18 protein-coding genes are annotated in these 19,373 nt (G+C 71.3%); 13 read left to right on the plus strand and 5 right to left on the minus strand.

The window, feature by feature from the left end; genetic code table 11:
- Window positions 1-104: 104 nt before the first annotated feature.
- Window positions 105-1,088, plus strand: coding sequence for an NAD-dependent epimerase/dehydratase family protein (locus ACJOT3_RS00005; RefSeq protein WP_406967344.1), 984 nt, complete (start codon window positions 105-107; stop codon window positions 1,086-1,088).
- 639 nt (window positions 1,089-1,727) lie between these two features.
- On the opposite strand, the gene ACJOT3_RS00010 is transcribed toward ACJOT3_RS00005, so the two are convergent.
- Both ACJOT3_RS00010 and ACJOT3_RS00015 read right to left on the minus strand, forming a co-directional pair.
- A complete protein-coding gene (locus ACJOT3_RS00010; RefSeq protein ID WP_406967345.1) occupies window positions 1,728-2,099 on the minus strand; it encodes a DUF202 domain-containing protein in 372 nt (123 codons plus the stop codon).
- Window positions 2,096-2,458 carry a YidH family protein gene (locus ACJOT3_RS00015; protein ID WP_406967346.1) on the minus strand — a complete coding sequence of 121 codons (363 nt, stop codon included), beginning with the start codon at window positions 2,456-2,458 and terminating at the stop codon, window positions 2,096-2,098. The genes ACJOT3_RS00010 and ACJOT3_RS00015 overlap by 4 nt, the downstream gene beginning before the upstream one ends.
- 228 nt (window positions 2,459-2,686) lie before the next feature.
- Between ACJOT3_RS00015 and trxA the strand changes: the two genes are divergently transcribed.
- From trxA to ACJOT3_RS00055, 8 genes are all read left to right on the plus strand, one after another.
- A complete protein-coding gene (gene trxA / locus ACJOT3_RS00020) occupies window positions 2,687-3,061 on the plus strand; it encodes a thioredoxin (protein ID WP_406967348.1) in 375 nt (124 codons plus the stop codon).
- 188 nt (window positions 3,062-3,249) lie between these two features.
- Window positions 3,250-5,232, plus strand: a complete 1,983-nt coding sequence (locus tag ACJOT3_RS00025) for a hypothetical protein (RefSeq protein WP_406967350.1) — start codon at window positions 3,250-3,252, stop codon at window positions 5,230-5,232.
- 173 nt (window positions 5,233-5,405) lie between these two features.
- A complete protein-coding gene (gene pstB / locus ACJOT3_RS00030; RefSeq protein ID WP_406967352.1) occupies window positions 5,406-6,278 on the plus strand; it encodes a phosphate ABC transporter ATP-binding protein PstB in 873 nt (290 codons plus the stop codon).
- A 90-nt stretch (window positions 6,279-6,368) separates the two neighbouring features.
- Window positions 6,369-7,154, plus strand: coding sequence for a winged helix-turn-helix transcriptional regulator (locus ACJOT3_RS00035; RefSeq protein ID WP_406967354.1), 786 nt, complete (start codon window positions 6,369-6,371; stop codon window positions 7,152-7,154).
- A 371-nt stretch (window positions 7,155-7,525) separates the two neighbouring features.
- Window positions 7,526-8,617: a phosphate ABC transporter substrate-binding protein PstS gene (gene pstS, locus ACJOT3_RS00040; RefSeq protein ID WP_406967356.1), complete on the plus strand. Its 1,092-nt coding sequence runs from the start codon at window positions 7,526-7,528 to the stop codon at window positions 8,615-8,617.
- Window positions 8,618-8,781: 164 nt separating this feature from the next.
- On the plus strand, window positions 8,782-9,789 hold the full coding sequence (gene pstC, locus ACJOT3_RS00045; protein ID WP_406967358.1) for a phosphate ABC transporter permease subunit PstC: 1,008 nt from the start codon (window positions 8,782-8,784) through the stop codon (window positions 9,787-9,789).
- Window positions 9,786-10,697, plus strand: a complete 912-nt coding sequence (pstA, locus tag ACJOT3_RS00050) for a phosphate ABC transporter permease PstA (RefSeq protein ID WP_406967360.1) — start codon at window positions 9,786-9,788, stop codon at window positions 10,695-10,697. Before pstC ends, pstA begins: the two co-directional genes overlap by 4 nt.
- Window positions 10,698-10,837: 140 nt before the next feature.
- Window positions 10,838-11,053, plus strand: coding sequence for an EF-hand domain-containing protein (locus ACJOT3_RS00055; RefSeq protein WP_406967362.1), 216 nt, complete (start codon window positions 10,838-10,840; stop codon window positions 11,051-11,053).
- 85 nt (window positions 11,054-11,138) lie between these two features.
- Here ACJOT3_RS00055 and ACJOT3_RS00060 read toward each other — a convergent pair whose 3' ends face one another.
- On the minus strand, window positions 11,139-11,828 hold the full coding sequence (locus ACJOT3_RS00060) for a spermine/spermidine synthase domain-containing protein (protein ID WP_406967364.1): 690 nt from the start codon (window positions 11,826-11,828) through the stop codon (window positions 11,139-11,141).
- 238 nt (window positions 11,829-12,066) lie between these two features.
- Between ACJOT3_RS00060 and ACJOT3_RS00065 the strand changes: the two genes are divergently transcribed.
- From ACJOT3_RS00065 to ACJOT3_RS00075, 3 genes are all read left to right on the plus strand, one after another.
- A complete protein-coding gene (locus ACJOT3_RS00065; RefSeq protein WP_406967366.1) occupies window positions 12,067-14,280 on the plus strand; it encodes a carbon starvation CstA family protein in 2,214 nt (737 codons plus the stop codon).
- A 6-nt stretch (window positions 14,281-14,286) separates the two neighbouring features.
- Complete coding sequence (locus ACJOT3_RS00070) at window positions 14,287-14,499, plus strand: YbdD/YjiX family protein (protein WP_406967368.1); 213 nt, start codon at window positions 14,287-14,289, stop codon at window positions 14,497-14,499.
- A gap of 69 nt (window positions 14,500-14,568) precedes the next feature.
- A complete protein-coding gene (locus tag ACJOT3_RS00075; protein ID WP_406967370.1) occupies window positions 14,569-14,958 on the plus strand; it encodes a DoxX family protein in 390 nt (129 codons plus the stop codon).
- Window positions 14,959-15,215: 257 nt separating this feature from the next.
- Here ACJOT3_RS00075 and ACJOT3_RS00080 read toward each other — a convergent pair whose 3' ends face one another.
- Window positions 15,216-17,216, minus strand: coding sequence for a hypothetical protein (locus tag ACJOT3_RS00080; RefSeq protein ID WP_406967372.1), 2,001 nt, complete (start codon window positions 17,214-17,216; stop codon window positions 15,216-15,218).
- A 160-nt stretch (window positions 17,217-17,376) separates the two neighbouring features.
- Complete coding sequence (locus tag ACJOT3_RS00085; protein WP_406967374.1) at window positions 17,377-17,889, minus strand: hypothetical protein; 513 nt, start codon at window positions 17,887-17,889, stop codon at window positions 17,377-17,379.
- Window positions 17,890-17,943: 54 nt separating this feature from the next.
- On the opposite strand from ACJOT3_RS00085, the gene ACJOT3_RS00090 reads away from it, so the two are divergent.
- The gene (locus tag ACJOT3_RS00090) at window positions 17,944-19,368 is read left to right on the plus strand and encodes a cellulase family glycosylhydrolase (RefSeq protein WP_406967376.1); all 1,425 of its coding nucleotides are present in this window, start codon (window positions 17,944-17,946) and stop codon (window positions 19,366-19,368) included.
- Window positions 19,369-19,373: the final 5 nt, after the last annotated feature.

Here is a 19,373-nt window from a genome sequence, read left to right on the forward strand (position 1 = left end):
GGTGCCGGGACCCCACCCCGGCACCGAGACTCCCCCACCGATCCCATTTCGCGCCATCTCCCCAGTGAAGAAACAAGTCAACGCCTGAAAATGGAGGGGAAACCATGAAGGCTGTAGTCACCGGAGGAGCCGGGTTCATCGGCTCGCACCTGTGCGACCAACTCATCGCGCAGGGACACGAGGTGGTCGTCCTGGACGACCTGTCGACCGGCTCCCTGAAGAATCTGGTCCAACTGGAGAACGTGCCCGGATTCCGCTTCGTGCGAGGGGACATCCTGGACCGGGACCTGGTCGACGACCTGGTCTCGAAGGCCGACACGGTCTTCCACCTGGCCGCCGCCGTGGGCGTCTACAACATCGTGGACAACCCGCTGCGGTCGCTGCGGATCAACCTGCAGGGCACGGAGAACGTGGTGGAGTCCGCCGTCCGCCACCGCGTGCCCTACATGGTCGCGTCGACCAGCGAGGTCTACGGCAAGAACGACGCGGACGGCCTGCGCGAGGACGACGACCGGATCTACGGCTCGCCGACCAAGAGCCGCTGGTCCTACGCCGCCGCCAAGGGCCTGGACGAGCTGGTGGCCTACGTGCACGGCGCCGAGTCGGGCGTCCCGTGCGTGATCACCCGCTTCTTCAACGTGGTGGGCCCCCGCCAGACCGGCCGCTACGGCATGGTCGTGCCGCGGTTCGTCGACCAGGCGCTCGCCGGCCGGCCCATCACCGTCTACGGCACCGGGGCGCAGCGCCGCTGCTTCGGCTCGGTGTACGACGTGGTGCCCGGCCTGCTGCGGCTGATGGACACCCCGGCGGCCTTCAACCGGGCGGTCAACCTGGGCGGACACGAGGAGGTGTCCATCAAGGGGCTGGCCGACCGCGTCGTGGAGCTGACCGGCTCCAAGAGCGAGATCGTCTACATCGACTACGACGAGGCCTACGGCGAGGGCTACGAGGACATGCAGCGCCGCTACCCCGACACCTCGCTGGCCAAGAACCTGGTCGGGTACAAGCCGACCCGCGACCTCAACGCCATCATCAACTCGATCGTCGAGTACCGCCGGGCGCAGGACACCGTCCCACAGCCCGTCTAGCACCGATCCGGACGCTCCCCACCCGCCCAGGGACCGGAGCGGACGCCTCCCGCCTCTCGCCCGCCGAGGGCATCCCACTCCATCCCCGCTCATGGAGACCTCCCCCGTCGAGGGGGTTCGCTCTCCCCCCTGCCCCGGGGAGACGGCAGAGACCGCAGAAGGAGCAGTGACCGCCCGCGCCCCGCCGCGGGCACATCCCGCCCCTCCCGCCCGGAACCTCTGTCCACCACGCAGTGTTCACCGCACTGCGCCCACCACACTGTGTTCACCGCCCGGTGCCCACAACCCGGTGCCCACCATGTGTGCACGTGATCGTCCGCCCGCAGGCACGGGCTCCGCTCTTCGTGGCCGGTGCCGAACGCGGTGCGGGCGGGCCGTGACGGCGGCCCCTCCCGCCGGGACCCCGTCCGGTCCACGACCGCGAACGCGGCCGTGGCCGCCGGAGCACGCCGTCGGCCCGCCGGCACGGTCACGAACGAGCGGTGCCGGGCACGGGAACCGGCCGAGCGGAGCCGGGGCACCGTCGGCTGTGGCGGCGCGCGGCGCCGACGGCCCACCGGACACCGCCACGACCCGAGCGGTGCCGACCACGGAAGCGGCCGGGGCACCGATCCGGCCGTGGCCGCCGGGGGCACGCGGTCAGCCCAGGAGTACCGCCGCGATCTGGACGACACCCAGCACCAGGACGGCCGCGCAGAGCAGGACCATGGCCCAGGGCGCGGACACCGCGCCCGGCGGGCCGCCGGTGCCGGGTTCGCTCAGCCCGTTGCGGCTGCGCCGCCAGCGCAGCCACAGGTGCAGGCCGATGGCCGAGGCGACGAACAGGAGGACGATCATCAGCGCCATCCGCAGCACGGGCGGCGCCTGGGGGATCGAGGGCTCCCCTTCGACCAACGAGCCGCGCAGGAACAGCAGGCCCACGACCACCAGCAGGATCAGGGTGCGCTGCCACGCGAGCAGGGTGCGCTCGGGTTGCAGCCCCGGGTCCCCCCGGTCGATCGGGCTCTTCACAGCAGGTGCCCCAGCAGCACTACCAGGCACACCAGTCCCACGGCGAACGTGGTCAGCAGCGGCAGCATGCTCATCTTCAGGGTGCCGCCGTCGCGCATGATGCGCTGGATCCGGTACCAGCGCATCGGGGCGTAGACGGTGATGACGGCGGCCAGGACCGCCAGGGTCAGGCCGACGACCGTGCGCGGCCCGTCGGCCCAGCCCAGGGGGAGCAGGTGCAGGACGGCCACCGCCCCGGCCAGCAGGGCGAGCGCGGTGCGCACCCAGGCCAGGAAGGTGCGCTCGTTGGCCAGGGTGAAGCGGTAGTCGACGGTGTCGACACCGGTACCGGTGTCCCCGTCGGACGTCTCGGCGCCCATCGGACCCCCTCTTCTCTCCCGTCCCGCCACGGTAGCTCCATCTTCACTTTCCGCCCAAACAGGTATTGACCACGTGTTGGATAGGAAACCTCCGGTTCGATACGGGCTCCGGGTGCGCCCTGGAAGCATGTGGAACAAACGAGTGGGCACGATCGCTGTAGTCCACCGAAGAGGAAGGCGGTCGAGCCCCGGCCCGGCCACCCGACACCGACAGATGCAGGAGATTCCGTGGCCACCCTCGAACTCACCAAGGACAACTTCGCGGACACGCTGAAGGACAACGACTTCGTCCTCATCGACTTCTGGGCGGACTGGTGCGGTCCCTGCCGGCAGTTCGCCCCGGTCTTCGAGCAGTCCTCGGCGAAGAACACCGACATCGTGCACGCCAAGGTGGACACCGAGGCCGAGCGCGAGCTCGCCTTCGAGTTCAAGATCCAGTCCATCCCGACGCTGATGATCGTGCGGGACCAGACCGTCATCTACAGCGAGCCGGGCGCCCTGCCGTCCGAGGCCCTGGAGAGCCTGATCACCCAGGCCCGCGAGCTGGACATGGACGAGGTCAAGAAGAAGATCGCCGAGCAGGCCGGCGAGCCGGGCGCCTGACCGGGCTCCCCCGGACAGGGTTCCGGTCGGCGCGAGGACCGGCACAGGAGCCGCCCCGGGGCCGGCCGACACAGGATTCCGGTGCCCCGGCCCGCCACGGGCCGGGGCACCGCCGTGTCCGGGACCGGCCACGGCCGGGAGCGGCCCGGCACCCCGCCGCCCCCGCCGTTTCTGCTGTACTGTCCCCCATGCCCGCACCGCGTCCCCCGCGTCCCCCGCACTCCGGCCGCCCCGACACCGCCCATCTGTGGGTCGACCTGGACAGCGGCCGGCTCACCCGCTGGGTCTTCGCCGGGGTGGTCCTGGGCGTCCTCATCGCGATCGCCGCCGCTTCGGTCTCCGAGGTCGATCCGGCGGCCCCGTGGAACCACCCGTTCCACCTGCTCGCGGCGGCCCCGGCCGTGCTCGGCACGGTCCTGTGCGCGGTCCGGCTGCCGCGGCTGTTCACCCGGCAGGGGATGCGCGCGGACGCGGCGGGCATCGCGTTCGTCCAGCGACCGCTGTGGTGGTTCCGCGGCCGGACCCTGGAGCTCCCCTGGGACGGGATCCGGGCGATCCGCTCCGACGCCCCGGTCACCTCCACGCGGCCGGACGGCGACCCGGACCTCGGACACCAGCGCCTGGCGGTGTACCTGTACCTCCCGCCGAGCACACCGCGGCCCACCTGGCTGGAGCTGGACGAGGCCCTGCCGGAGCCGGGCGACGAACCCCTGATGCCGCGGGTGCACACCTCCTGGGGGACCGCCGAGCGCGACCGGATGCTGCCGTACCTGCGCGGACAGCGCCCCGACCTGCTGGGCGGCACCGCCCCGGCCGCCCCCGGGGCACCGGCGGCGCAGGCCCCACAGTCCCCCCAGACCACCCAGGCCCCACAGGCACCGCAGGTCCCCCCGGTCGTCGACGAGCGGTTGAACGTGCGCGGCGGCCGGATCGTGCAGTGGTTCGCGGCCGCCACCGCGTCGCTCATCCTGCTCGGCTCGACGGCCGCCATCGCGGTCCGCCTCCTGGAACCGGGAGCGGTGGCCGCCGCCGACACCTCCGACCTGGTGTTCTTCGGCCTGCTGGCCGCGGCGGCGCTGGGCCTGGCCGGGTACACCGCCGCGGCGACCCCGCGGTTGTGGACCGTGCAGTACGTCCACCTCCACGAACGCGGCGTCACCCTGGCGCAGGAACGGCTGTGGTGGTCCCCCGAACGGATCGTCACCGTGCCCTGGAAGGCGGTCTCCCGCCTGGACATCCGGCACCGGCGCAGGAGCGGGACCCCCTACCCGGCGATCGGGATGCAGCTGAACCGCAGGCTCTCCGCACGCACGGCCCCGCCGACCTGGGTCGGCCGGTTCGAGGAGACGGAGGTCATCGGCGGCCGCAGGGTGCTCGGCGAACTGCTCGTCCTCGACATGGGGATGTACGGACCCGCCCTCCGCCTGGTGCACATGGTGCGCAACGCGCGCCCCGACCTCTTCGGCGAGCCCGGGATCGAGCCGGCCCCGCCCGCGGAGGCCGAGGCCGTTCCCGCCCCGGCGACCGACCCCGCGGCCGCCACCGGCACCGGCATCGCCACCGCCTCCGCGGCCGCGCCCACCGCGCCCTTCCACGCCGACCTGCGCGGACGCCGCGCCAGGGCGTGGGCCCTGGGCTTCCTGGGCTGCCTCTACCTCTGGGCGGGAGGGGTCTTCGGGGCCATGGACACCGCCCGCATCATCGAACGGCAGGAGTACGCCCTGCTGGTCGCACCGCTGCTGTGGGCCGTCGTCGTCATCGCGGCCACGGCCTGGTCGGTCCGCTGCGCGCCGCGCTGCCTCACCCGCCAGTCCCTCACCGTGGACGACCGGGGGATCCACCTGGTCCAGGAACCAATGCTGTGGTCGCCGGACCGCAGCATGTCCATCCCCTGGGAGCAGATCCTGCACGCGCGCAGCGAGCGCAAGGACCCGGGGCGCTCCCGGTCGGGCCAGGTCCTCAAGCTGTTCCTCACCGGCCCCGGCCTGGTGACGCGGGTACCGTCCTGGTGCGCCCTGTCGGAGTGGGAGGAGAGCGACGTCCCCGCCCACCCGGGGCGACCGCTCACCAGGATCACCGTGCGGCCGACGGCCCGCGCGGCCGAGACCCTGGCCCACGCCGTCCACCAGGCGCAACCCGGCCTGGTGAAGCCGATGCGACGGGTTCGGTGACCGGCGGGCAACGGTCCGCGTCATCACACATCCGACTCCACCGCCCACGTTCATCCAGGCCACGTGGATCGTTCACCGCAACTTCACCCGGACATATTTGCATGGGTTCGACCGCGCTCCGGCGGTTCACCCCTCATGAGCCAGCAAGCACCGTCCGACCCGGAAGTGGCACCATGTCCATCAGCAACACCGCGTCCGCTCGTGGCACCGACTCCGGTCGCGGAGTCGCCCCCGACACCATCCGCTACAACCGCGAGGTTCCCGGGCTGGGCGACCCCGTCTTCGACGTCGCCGGTCTCTCCATCTTCTACGGCTCGAACAAGGCCGTGCGCGACGTCGACCTCAAGGTCGGCCCGCGCCAGATCACCGCGATGATCGGCCCCTCCGGCTGCGGCAAGAGCACGGTGCTGCGCACGCTCAACCGGATGAACGACCTCATCCCCGGCGCCCGTATCGAGGGCAGGGTCGAGTACCACGGCGAGGACCTGTACGCCGCGGACGTCGACCCCATCGAGGTCCGCCGCCGCATCGGGATGGTCTTCCAGAAGCCCAACCCGTTCCCCAAGTCGATCTACGACAACGTCGCCTACGGCCCGCGCATCAACGGCCAGCGCGGCAACATGGACGACCTGGTCGAGGAGACCCTCACCAAGGCCGCGCTGTGGGACGAGGTCAAGGACAAGCTCAAGGAGAGCGCGTTCGCCCTCTCCGGCGGCCAGCAGCAGCGGCTCTGCATCGCGCGGACCATCGCGGTGAACCCCGAGGTCATCCTCATGGACGAGCCGTGCTCGGCGCTGGACCCGATCGCCACGCTCAAGATCGAGGACCTGATGTACGAGCTGGCGGCCGAGTACACGATCGTCATCGTCACCCACAACATGCAGCAGGCCGCGCGCGTCTCCGACCGCACCGCGTTCTTCACCGCGGGTGTGGACGACAAGGGCGAGCGCTACGGCAGCCTGGTGGAGTTCGACGAGACCGCCACGATCTTCAGCAAGCCGGCCGACCAGCGCACCGAGGACTACATCTCCGGCCGCTTCGGCTGATCGGCTGATCGGTCGGCCGGGCATCCGGCCGACCGGAACACCGCGCCGCCCTCTTCGACACGCCCTCCCCGACGAAGTGGAACCACGACCATGACCGCGCTCCCCGCCTCCACGTCCGTCCCCCGCCCCGCGGGGGCCTCGGACGACGCGGTGGAGCGCGCCGAGGGTCCGCTGCGGGTCCTGCTGGTGGAACCGGAGTCGGAGCAGTCGCACCAGCTGGTGCTCTCGCTCAGCGGCCACGACGTCGACATCACGGTGTGCGTCGACGGGGCCGAGGCCCTGCTCCGGGTGGGGCTGCTGCGCCCGGACACGATCGTGACCAGCGCGACCCCGCCCGAGGTGGACCTGGAGACACTGGTGCGGGTGACCCGGCGGGCGACCGACATCCCGATCCTCATCGGTGTGGGCCCCGGCGACTCCCAGCGGGCGCTGCGCGCGCTGGCCGCCGGGGCCACCGCCTGCGTCAACCGCCCCTACCGCATCCCGGAGCTGGCGGCGCTGCTGCGCGGTTCGCTGCCGGGGATGGACGGCGGCGGCTCCCTGGAGCACGTCTCCGGTGGCGGCACGTCGCTGCGTTCGGGCGCCCTGGAGCTGGACGCCCTGGGGCACCGGCTGTTCGTGGACGGCCATCCGGTCGACCTGGCGCTGCGGGAGTTCGGGATCATGGACTTCCTGCTGCGCCACCACGGCCGGGTCGTCAGCCGCGAGGAGCTGTGGACCGAGGTCTGGCACAAGCCGCTGCCCCCGGTGAACAACACCATCGCCGTGCACATCCGCCGCCTGCGCCACAAGCTGGGCGATTCCGAAGCCCGCCCGAGATTCATCCACACGGTGCGCGGGATCGGTTATCGATTGGACACTGCGAACGGCGGCTAGGCATGGTCTGAACTTTCTCCGAGGGTCCCCCGGTACGACCGGGGCGGCCCCTTGTTCATGTTCGCGTCACTTCTCTCGAAGACGCATGCGAAAGTGAATGGCAGAAAAATCCCGAATATCGGAGCGATGACTGCTCACTCCCCGCTCCCATTGGCATACCCGCAGGTCATCACGGTGTGGTACGCCACAGGGGCACACTGGTCACGGAACGGCCACACTCTACCCGTTACCTGAACGTGACCACCATTCACTCTCCATTCACCCGACTTCCACCGAAGGTCTGCCATTTCGATGGCGACACGACTTTCTCCGCGTTTAACGTCGTTTCACGTCAGCCCCGACAGCGGTGATTCAACGAGGAGAACTTCGACATGCGCAACGGGCGTTCCAAGCTCGCCGTCCTGGCGGCCATCCCCCTGCTCGCCACTGCGTGCGGCGGCGGCGGTGACACCGGTGGCGACGCCGCCGGCGACGCTCCCGCCGAGCAGCTCAGCGCTTCGCTGACCGGCGCGGGCGCCAGCTTCCCCGACCCGCTCTTCCAGGACCTGATCTACACGTACAACAGCGACGTGCAGCCCGGCGTCCAGATCAACTACCAGAGCGTCGGCTCCGGTGCCGGCGTCGAGCAGTTCCTTGAGCAGACCGTCGACTTCGGCTCCTCCGAGCAGTACCTGGGCGAAGAGGACCTGGCCGCCGCCGAGGAGGCCCGCGGCTGCGCGGCCGTCCAGTACCCGGTGGTGTTCGGCGCCGTCGTCATCGCGTTCAACAACGAGGCCCTCGACGGCCTGGTCCTGGACGCCGAGACCATCGCCAAGATCTACGACGGGCAGATCAAGACCTTCGACGCCCCCGAGATCGCCGAGCTCAACCCCGACCTGGACCTGCCGAGCGACGAGATCATCCCGGTCCACCGCTCCGACAGCTCCGGCACCACCTACGTGTTCAGCCACTACCTGTCCACCGAGGTGGACTGGTGGGCCGAGAAGTACGGCGAGGGCAAGGAGCTGGACTGGGCCGACGGCCTGGTCGGCGGCCAGCAGAACGACGGCGTCGCCCAGGGCATCACCCAGAACCCCGGCGGCCTCGGCTACGTCAACCAGTCCTTCGCCCAGGAGGCCGGCCTGGCCGTCGCCCACGTCGTGAACGAGGACGGCAACGCGATCGAGCCCACCCTGGAGGCCACCATCGCCGCCTCCGAGGAGGTCGAGGTCCCGGACAACTTCCAGTTCGAGATCGACAACGTCGGCGGCGAGGGCTACCCGATCGCCGGCACCAACTGGATCTTCACCTACACCTGCGGCTACGACCAGGCCAACGCCGACGCCGTCATCGACTTCTGGACCTGGGCGCTGACCGACGAGGGCGCCCGCGAGCTGGCCGGCGAGCTGGGCTACGCGCCGCTGGGCGAGGGCCTGACCGAGCGCGTCATCGCCGAGCTGGAGAAGACCAACTCCGCCAACTAGCGCGGACCCCTCCCCGAGGCGCGAGGCTCCCCCTCACCCTCCCGGAGACCCACCGCGACGGCCGGGCCGACCGGCCCGGCCGTCGCCATTAGACCCTCCTCCGCCCCGTGGTGCCGGGGCGGGAACGCTCTCCACTCCCCACGAAAGCCACAGAGGAGAAGCACATGTCCACCGAGGCCCCCGAGGCCCCGAAGGCCCCCGAGGACTCCCCGCGGAGGACCTTGGCGTCCGGCAGAGGCCGGCGGACCGACCCGATCTTCAAGTGGACCGTCGCCGCCTGCGGGACCATCGTGCTGGTCATCCTGGCGCTCATGGTCATCCGGACCACCACCGAGGCCTGGCCGGTGTTCGCCAAGGAGGGCTTCTTCGGCTTCCTCCTCGGCCAGGACTGGGCATCGGGCAACTCCCGGACCGAGATCACCGGTACCTACGGCGCCTGGCCCTTCATCTACGGCACCCTGATCACCGCGACCATCGCGATCGTCATCGCGCTGCCGCTGGCCATCATGGTCGCCGTCTACCTCACCCACATGGCCCCGCGCCGCATCGCCAAGCCGCTCTCCTACACGGTGGAGCTGCTGGCCGCGGTGCCCAGCGTCATCTTCGGCCTGTGGGGCCTGCACTGGTTCCTGCCGAACGTGATGCGGCCCTTCTTCGACCTGGTCGAGTCCACCCTGGGCTGGTTCTTCCTCTTCGAGGGCCCGGTGCGCGGCGTCGGCTACTTCCCCGCGGGCATCGTGCTGGCCATCATGATCCTGCCGATCATGACCGCCATCATCCGCGAGGTCATCGCCGTCCAGCCGCTGGAGCAGCAGATGGCCGGCTACGCGCTGGGCTCCACCCGGTGGGAGGTCATCACCAAGATCGTGCTGCCCTCCAGCTTCTCCGGCATCGTCGCCGCGACCATGCTGGGCCTGGGCCGCGCCCTGGGCGAGACCATCGCCGTCCTGATGCTGATCGGCGGCTCCCAGTCCTGGGGCGCCAGCCTCTTCGGCACCGGCAGCAGCATGGCCTCGCACATCGCGGCGACCTTCGGCGAGTCCTCGCCGGAGACCCGGACCGGGCTGATGGCGATCGGTGTCGCCCTGTTCCTGGTCACGATGATCATCAACGTCCTGGCCCGCGTCATCGTCTGGCGGCTGGGGCAGTTCACGGGAGACGCCGCCGTATGAGCACCGCGACCACCACACCCCCGACCCCGGCGCAGCACGTCCCGCTGAGCGTGCGGCCGCCCGGCTCCGGCTTCCGGCGGTTCAAGAACCGCTCGGCCACGGTCATCCTGACCGGCGCGATGATCCTGGCGATGATCCCGCTGTTCCTCATCATCTTCGAGGTCACCCGGCGCGGCATCGGCGTGGTGAACCTGGACTTCATCACCGCCACCGAGCCCCCGCCCCGGCGCGAGGGCGGCGGCTACGCGGCCGGCTTCTTCGGCACGCTGTACATCATGGCGCTGGCCGTCGCGATGTCGATCCCGTTCGGCATCGCCACCGCCGTGTACATCGTGGAGTACGGCCCCAACCGGCTGACCGCCGCGATCCGCTTCTTCACCGACGTCATGACCGGCATCCCGTCGATCTTCGTGGGCCTGTTCGTCTACGGCCTGCTGGTGATCGGCTGGGGCGGGCTGGGCTTCGGCACGTTCGTGGGCGCCGTGGCGATCGCGGTGATGATGCTGCCGATCGTCACACGCTCGGCGGAGGAGATGCTGCGGCTGGTGCCGAACGAGCTCCGCAACGCCAGCTACGGCCTGGGCGCCCGCAAGTGGCAGACCATCGTCCACACGGTGCTGCCCGCCGCCGCCCCCGGCCTGACCACCGGCTCGATGCTGGCGATCGCGCGCGGTATCGGCGAGACCGCGCCGCTGCTGCTGACGGCGTTCGGCACCGGCATCATCGTCACCGCGTTCCAGGGCTCCCCCCAGGGCGCCGTGCCGATGCAGCTCTACCGGGGCGCGGCCCAGCCGTTCGAGGCGGGCATCGACCGCGCGTGGGGCGCGGCGCTGTGCCTGTTCATCCTGGTGCTGCTGTTCACGGTGATCGCCCGCTGGATCGGCTCCCGGGCCTCGGTCGGCAAGTGACCCGCCGGAACCCCCGGTGGCCTGACCCGGTGACCTGACGCAGTACCCCGAAGGGCCGCCCCGGCGCGAGAACCGCCCGGCGCGGCCCTTCGCCCTACCTGTAGCCTTTCCGCACCAACGGACCCCGACTGGGAGAGACAATGCCCGAGACCTCCGAGTACGCCGCCACGTTCGCCCTCGTCGACACCGACGGCGACGGCCGCATCTCCGCCTCCGAGCTGGTCGCCCTCATGCGCAACCTGGGCGACGAGTGCACCGACGAGCAGGCCGCCGAGACGGTCAGCGCCATGGACTCCGACGGCGACTCCCGCATCTCCCTGGAGGAGTTCGCCCGCTTCATGTCCTCCCGCAACTGAGGCGCCGTCCCGGGGCGGCGGTGCGGCCGCCGGCCCCGGGACAGGGTCCGCGGCCGGGGCCGCGTTCGAAGTGGCGGGGCCGCGGTCAGGACTCCCGGGCCAGGTAGACGGTGTCGGGGATGCTGTGGGACACCGTCACCTCGATCACCTCCACGTGGGCGAAGCGCTCGCGCAGCAGCGCCTCGAACGACTCCACCGGGTTCGCGCTCCAGAACGCCAGCACCCCGCCCGGGGCCAGCAGCCCCTTGAGCAGCTCCACCCCCGGCGCCTGGTACAGGCGGCCGTTGGCCTCGGTCACGGTCCAGTCCGGGCCGTTGTCGGTGTCCAGGCAGATCGCGTCGTAGCGCTGCGGCCGCCCGGCCGCCTCCCGCGTCCAGGCCACGATGTCGGCGTTGTGCACCCGGCAGCGGGGGTCCCGGTGCACGAACTCCGCGGCCTCGCCCAGTTCGCCGTCGTGCCACGCGATGACCTGGGGCTCCAGCTCGACCACCTCCACCAGGGAGACCCGGGGGTCGTCCAGCGCCTCCCGGGCCGAGAAGCCCACCCCCAGGCCGCCGATGAGGACCCGCGCCCGCGAGCGGCCCCGCGGCAGCGCGGCCAGGCTCGCGCGCACCATCTCGCGCTCGGAGGTCCCGTCCCGGGTGTCCATGAGGAACACCCCGTTGCTGTAGATCTCGTAGTGCGCGCCCACCCGGCGCAGCACCAGGTCACCGCCCGTCTCACCCGTGACCCGGGCGAGCGTCTCGTACTCCTCCGCCACCTGTGGTGTCTCCATCCCGCCATTGTGCCCGTGCGGGCACCCGCCGTGTCCAGGGGGCCGGAAAGCCTTGTGGACAAGGGGTCTGCGGTTTCATCGCTTACCAGAGGGTTTCGAGAAAGTTCCCGAAGTATTGAATCTGTGATACAACCGGTTCCTTTGTGACGCCCGCAACAGGGGTAGGTCCTGCACGATTGTCGCGGTATGGCCCCCGGATTCCTCCCCGGGGGCCCGACAGGTTAGAGAGAAGGATCAGATGTCCTCTGTTCCGGTCAACGGCAAGGCGGGAACCCCGCCGGCGCCGGAGAAGCCGAAATGGACGCCACGGAGCATCGCCATCTGGATCGGCGTCGCTCTGGTGGGAGCAGTCTCGTGGGGCGTTATCGCCATCGGCCGAGGTGAAGAGGTTTCGGCCGCCTGGCTGATCTTCGCCGCGCTCGCGTCCTACGCCATCGCCTACCGGTTCTACGCCCGGTTCATCCAGTACAAGGTGCTGGTGGCCGACCGGACCCGGGCCACCCCCGCCGAGCGCCTCAACAACGGCGCCGACTTCCACCCGACCGACCGCCGGGTGCTCTACGGCCACCACTTCGCCGCCATCGCCGGCGCCGGTCCGCTCGTCGGCCCGGTCCTCGCCGCGCAGATGGGCTTCCTGCCCGGCACCATCTGGATCATCCTGGGTGTGATCTTCGCGGGTGCCGTGCAGGACATGGTCGTGCTGTTCTTCTCCACCCGCCGCAACGGCCGCTCGCTCGGCCAGATGGCGCGCGAGGAGATCGGCCCGGTCGGCGGCATCGCCGCGCTGGTCGCGGTGCTGTCCATCATGGTCATCCTGCTCGCCGTGCTCGCCATGGTCGTCGTGAACGCCCTGGCCGAGTCGCCGTGGGGTGCGTTCTCGCTGATCATGACCATCCCCATCGCCCTGTTCATGGGCGTGTACCTGCGGTTCATCCGGCCCGGCAGGGTCATGGAGACCTCCGCCATCGGCGTCGTCCTGCTGCTGCTGTCCATCGTCGGCGGCGGCTGGGTGGCCGAGCACGCGGTCCTCAGCGAGGTCTTCCTCTTCACCAAGAACGAGCTGACCATCGGCCTGATCGTGTACGGCTTCGTCGCCTCGGTGCTGCCCGTGTGGCTGCTGCTGGCGCCGCGCGACTACCTGTCGACCTTCATGAAGGTCGGCGTGGTCGTCCTGCTCGCGGTGTCCATCCTCATCGCGATGCCGTCGCTGCAGCTGCCGCGGCTCACCGAGTTCGCGTTCAACGGCCAGGGGCCGGTGGTGGCCGGGCCGCTGTTCCCGTTCGTGTTCATCACGATCGCCTGCGGTGCGCTGTCGGGATTCCACGCGCTGATCTCCTCGGGCACCACGCCCAAGCTCATCGAGAAGGAGACCCAGGTCCGCATGATCGGGTACGGCTCGATGCTCACCGAGTCGTTCGTGGCGGTCATGGCCCTGATCACGGCGTGCATCATCGACCCGGGCGTGTACTTCGCGATGAACATGCCGATGAACGCCCTGGGCGGCAGCATCGAGTCCGCCGCGCAGACCGTCAGCGCGCTCGGCTTCACCGTGGACGCGGCGACGCTCCAGCAGGTCGCGCGGGACATCGGCGAGAACGAGATCATCGCCCGGACCGGCGGCGCGCCGACGTTCGCGCTGGGTGCGGCGACGATCTTCTCCAACGTGTTCGGCGGCCAGGCCATGATGGCGTTCTGGTACCACTTCGCCGTCATGTTCGAGGCGCTGTTCATCCTCACCACCGTCGACGCCGGCACCCGCGTCGGCCGGTTCATGCTCCAGGACACCCTGGGCAACGTCTACAAGCCGATGCGCGACACCAGCTGGCGGCCCGGAGCGTGGATCTGCAGCGCGCTGATCGTCGGCGGCTGGGGGTACTTCCTGTGGGCGGGCGTGAACGACCCGCTGGGCGGCATCAACCAGCTGTTCCCGCTGTTCGGCATCGCCAACCAGCTGCTGGCGGCCATCGCCCTGGCGGTGTGCACCACGCTGATCATCAAGTCCGGCCGGGCCAAGTACGCCTGGGTCACCCTGGTGCCGCTGGCCTGGGACGCGGTGGTCACGCTGACGGCGAGCTACCAGAAGGTGTTCTCCGACGACCCGAAGATCGGGTTCTTCGCCCAGCGCAGCCAGTTCTCCGAGGCCCTCGCCAACGGCGAGCCCGGGGTGGGCGCGGTGCAGGGCGAGGAGGCCATGCGCCAGGTCGTCGTGAACACGACGATCCAGGGCACCCTGTCGGTGCTGTTCGCGCTGCTGGTGGTCATCATCCTGGTCGACTCGGTGCGGGTGTGGATCAAGGCGCTGCGCGCCCCGGAGGGCTCGCTGCCCATCACGGAGATCCCGTACGAGAAGAGCAAGACCTGGGCTCCGGACGGGCTCATCCCGAGCAAGGAGGAGCGCGAGTACGCTCGACAGCTGGAGAGCGTGGGCGGCTCCGAGGAGAAGAAGGAGTAGCGGGCGATGACGACGGGCTCGGCACTCGGTCCGAGGCTGCTGCACGGACTGCGCGAAGCGTGGCAGATCGCCCGCGGGATCGCGGGCGAGCGGGCCTACGAGATCTACCTGGAGCACCACAACCGGGAACACCCGGATGAGGAGCCCATGAGCGAGCGCGTCTTCTGGCGCCACCACACGGACAAGGGCGACACGAATCCCGGGTCGCGCTGCTGCTAGGTGGTGAGGGCCCCGGAGTACACTCCGGGGCCCTTCCGCGTTTTATGACCCGCGGGTAACTTAGGGGGTGTGATCAAGAAACTGCGCACCGCCGCCCCGTACGCCCTCGGCAGCCTGTTCCTGGCCTCGGGCGTGCTGCACTTCGCCGCACCCAAGCCCTTCGAGGCGATCATGCCGCGCTCCCTGCCCGCCCCGCGCGCCTGGGTGTACGGCAGCGGCGTCGCCGAGGTCGCCTGCGGCCTGGGCCTGCTGACCCGCCGCCCCTGGGCGGGCCGGGCCTCCGCCGCCCTCCTCCTCGCCGTCTGGCCCGCCAACGTCCAGATGGCCCTGGACTCCGGCACCGGCCGCCTCCCGGGCCCGGCCGACAACCCCGTGGTCGCCTGGGGGCGCGTCCCCCTCCAGATCCCCCTCATCTGGGCCGCCCTCCAGTCCCGCCCCGGGAACACCGAGCACCCCTGAGCCCCGGCCACGCCGACGCCCGCGTTCGCAGGCGGCCAGTCCCAGAAGCATCACCGGCACCCCCGCGCCCCGCTGTACCCAAGAACACCGTGTGCCTCAAAAATCCCAGCGGTAATGGGGCCCCGCCGCACCCAAAAGGACCAGAGGTCGCAGCCGTACCGGCGCTCACACCAACAGGCGGCCAGCCCCAGGAGCGTCACCGGCGCCATCGTGCCAGCGGCACACCCCGCGGGAGGCCGCGGCGATCCAGTCGGCGGTCAGGACTTCCAGGAGGGACCCCACCCGCTGCTGTCGGAAACACCCTCCGGCATCGGCTCCAGCAGACCGGCACCCGGCGGCTCACGGTCCGCCTCGGGACCCTCGGCGATCGACGGCTCCGCCTCGACCTCCCACCGGTCCGCAGGAGGCGGCGGCACCAACGACGCACCCGGCGGCACAACCCCGGAGGCACCCCAGGCCCCCTGCGCCCCCGTAGGACCCCAGTCCCCAGGAACGTCACCGGCACCGGCCGCACCGCCGTGCCCAGGAACACCGTGCGCCCCCGAACCCTCGGCCGCACCGGCACCCACGTCAGCAGACGGCCGACCGCCGGAGGCCCCACCGTGCCCGGCAGCACCAGAGGTCCCGGCGGCACCGGGGGCACCATGTGCCCCCGAAGCCCCGGCCCCACCGGCGCCCACGTCAGCGGGCGGCCGGCCGCCCGAAGCACCACCGGCACCGCTGTGGCCAGGGGCCTCAGGGAAGCCCGCCGCGCCGCCGTAACCCGGGGCACCAGAGGTTCCGGCGGCACCGGGGGCGCCGTGGGCTCCCGGGGTTCCAGGCGCACCGGCACCGGTGTCGGCGGGCGGCCAACCGCCCGGGGCATCACCGGCACCAGGGGCCCCGGTGGCATCGCCGTAGCCGGGGGTGTTGTGGGCGCCCGATTCGGCGGGGCCGCCGTGGCCGTGGGTGCCGGAGGCGCCCTCGTAGGCCGTGGCGGGGTCCGAGGAGCGGACGGCGTTCCAGGAGTCGTCGGTCGGAGCGTTCCAGGGTTCGGGGTGGATCGGGGTCTGCTCCTCCTGCTGCGGGCTCCAGGGGTCAGGCCCGCGGTGGTTCTCCGCGTTCGGCGCCGGCGTCACGTCGGTGGGGTTCCACGCGCCCGACGTCTCCTCCGGCGGCACGTCCACCACCGGGGACGTCTCCTCCTGGCTCTGCACCAGCGGGTGCACGACCGTGCCCGCCGGGTGCACCCGCCCCCACCAGGCGGCGGCCTCCTCGCGCCCCAGTTCCTCCTCGACCCGCAGCCACCCCGGGATGTGCGGGTGGCGGCGGCCGGTCCGCCAGGTGTGCTTGAGGGAGATCGGCTCCAGCACCAGCACCCGCTCGCCCTCGACGAACGGCACCGACCCCGGTGTCGCCTCGTTGCCCACCCACATGCCGTCGCCGCCGACCAGGTCCCACTCGCCCTCGACGATCGACAGGCGGGGGTCGTCGCGCAGGTCGGTGGCGGAGGCGACCCAGTCCGGCATCGGCCGCTGCCCGGGCACACCCCGCCCCTCCGGGCCGATGAGCGCGTCGGCCAGCAGCGTGTGCAGCTGGAAGTTGTCCCCCACCCCGTCGAAGCGCACCCGGAAGCCCCGCCCCGACGCCCGGTCCAGGACGAGCATCCGGTCGGCCTCGGCCATCAGCAGCAGCTCGTACACCTCGCCGAACTCCTCGACGTGGCGGCGCATCCGGGAGGACAGCGCCTGGAGCTCGGCGAGCCCCCGCGGGTCCTCGCGCAGTGCGGCGCGCACCTCGGCGTCGCTCAGCACGGCGCGGACCGCGAGCCCGTACGGCTGCATGGTCGCCCACGAGGCGAGCGAGTACATGTCGGCGTCGCCCAGCACCGGGGTCACCCGCGCCCGGTGCGACTCACCGGTCTCCCGCGGGTGCGGCGGGTCGTCCTCGCCCGTCGTCTCCCAGGCCTCCGCGAACCGCATCGCCTGGGCGCCGACCTCGCGGGCGCGGCGCGTGATCTCGACCCCGGCGGGACCGGCCGGGGTCCCCACCTCGACGAGGGCACCGCACAGCACCGCCAGGTCGGCGACGGCCCCCAGGGCGATCCGCTCCGGCGTGCGGAGACGTCCGGCGATGGCCGCGAGCGCCGCGGCCCGCTCCTCGACGGGTACGTGCCCGGCCAGCTGGAACAGCGTTCCGGCGAGCGGTAGAACGTCGTGGGGCCGCGACGGGGCGGCCTCGACGACGTCGGCGACGGCGCGGCGGAAGTCTTCGATCATTCGGGCATCGTGACACAGTCCTCCGTCAGTGCCGGAGTCCTCCCCCGGAAACGACCACCTTCGGCCACGGGGGATCACCACGGACAAACAGTGTGTGAACTCCATCGAACCGGCGGACGACGAGTTCGGGTGCGACCGAAACCCCGTTCCGGTGGGGTCTTCAGACCGCCACCGTCACCCGCGGCCGGACCGCCAGTCGCGCGAATCCGCAGATCCACCCCAGTGTCGAACCCCACAGCAGGCCGGTGACCAGTCCGCCCGCGAGCATCGCGTACCAGCCGGCGGGCTCCAGCCCCATCTCCCAGGCGGGCACCAGGGCGCGCGGCACTCCGGCGGCCGCGGCCCCGAGGGCGAACGCGCCCCACCCGGCGAGGAAGGCCCGCCCGGCGGAGGCCTCGGGGCGGCGTTCCACGGACCGCGCGGTCGCCCACCAGACGACGGCGGCGAGCACGGCCACCCCGACCAGTTCGGTGGCGAGCGCCGACAGCGGCTGTTCGCCCAGCGGCGTGAACCGCAGCCCGGGCACGGCGAAGGGCGCCCCCAGCGCGCTGGGCAGCAGCAGCCAGGCGCCGTGCGCGCCCAGCCAGGCGAGGAATCCGGTGGTGCCGAACAGCAGGCACGGGAGCAGCGCGACGGCGGACGTGACCGCCGGGATATTGCGAATAAGATTCACGTTTTGCAGGATAGTGACGTGCGTCTCTTTTCCCCACCCCCCGAAGGACGTGACTTGAAACGCCTGGTGGTCCTCGCCGTCCTCCTCCTGCTCCCCGGTCTGCTCGCCGCGGCCACCCGGCACGACCCGGGTCCCACCCGCTACATCACCGACGATCAGGGCCGCGCCCTGTTCCTGCACGGCTTCAACACCTCCGGCTCGGCCAAGTCCGACCCGGACCGCCTCCCCTGGATCACCGAGGACGACGTCCAGACCGAGTACGACCTCATGGGCACCAACTTCGTCCGCTTCCTCATCCAGTGGCAGGCCCTGGAGCCCGAACGCGGCGTCTACGACGAGGCCTACCTCGACGCCGTCGCCGAGCGCGTGGACTGGTACGCCGAACGCGGCCACCACGTCCTCATCGACATGCACCAGGACCTCTACGGCCGCCACACCAGCCCTGAGGAGCACTCCGGCAACGGTGCCCCGCAGTGGGCCACCCACAACGACGGCCTGCCGGTGGAGTCGCAGGACATGTGGGAGCTGGTCTACCTGGAGCCGGGGGTCATGCGCTCCTTCGACCACTTCTGGAACACCACCGGCGACCACCCGGACCTCATGGACGACTACGCCGCCGCCTGGAACCACGTGGCCGCCCGCTTCGCCGACGAACCCGCCGTCCTGGGCTACGACCTCATGAACGAGCCGTTCGGCGGCAGCCTCCAGGGCCCGGACTTCGAGGCCGGCCCGCTGGCCGAGCTGTACCGCCGCTGCCTGGACCGCATCCGCGAGGTCGACCAGGACGCCTGGATCTTCGTCGAGGGCCAGGCCGTGGGGGTCAACTGGGGTTTCCCGTCCGCGCTCCCCCACCTGGAGGACCCGCGCGAGGGCGGGCCCCGCATCGTCTACGCCCCGCACGCCTACCCGCTGCCCATGGACCTCGGCCGGCCCTACGAGGGCGACTCCCGCGCGACGGTGGACACCAGCATCGACCTGTGGTCGGACAGCGTCCGCGTCACCGCCGAACGCCTGGAGGCGCCGATCGTGCTGGGTGAGTTCGGCCTGGACATGTCGGGGCCGGGCGCGGAGGCCTACGTGCGCCGCATGCTGGAGGAGACCGAGGCGATGGCCACCGGCCGCGCCTACTGGTCCAACGACCACGACGGCTGGGGGCCGTGGGCGGACACCGACCTCGCCCCGGGGCCGCTGGTGGAGGTCATGTCCCGCGCCTACCCGCGGGCAGTGGCGGGGCATCCGGTGGAGGTCTCCTACGACGCCGACACGGCGGTCTTCCGCGTTCGGTTCACCGAACGCGGAGGGGTGTCGGGTCCCACCGAGATCCACCTCCCGGAGCACGCCTTCCCCGACCACGAGCTGACCGTGGACGCCCCGGACGGCTGGACCTCCGACTGGGACGAGGAACGCCGCGTGCTGTCCGTCGACATCCCGGACCACGGGGAGGGCACGGAGTACACCATCACCGTCGTCCCGGCCTGAGCCGG

The sequence above is a fragment of the Nocardiopsis protaetiae genome, from assembly GCF_045446735.1.
GTDB classification, from domain to species: domain Bacteria; phylum Actinomycetota; class Actinomycetes; order Streptosporangiales; family Streptosporangiaceae; genus Nocardiopsis; species Nocardiopsis protaetiae.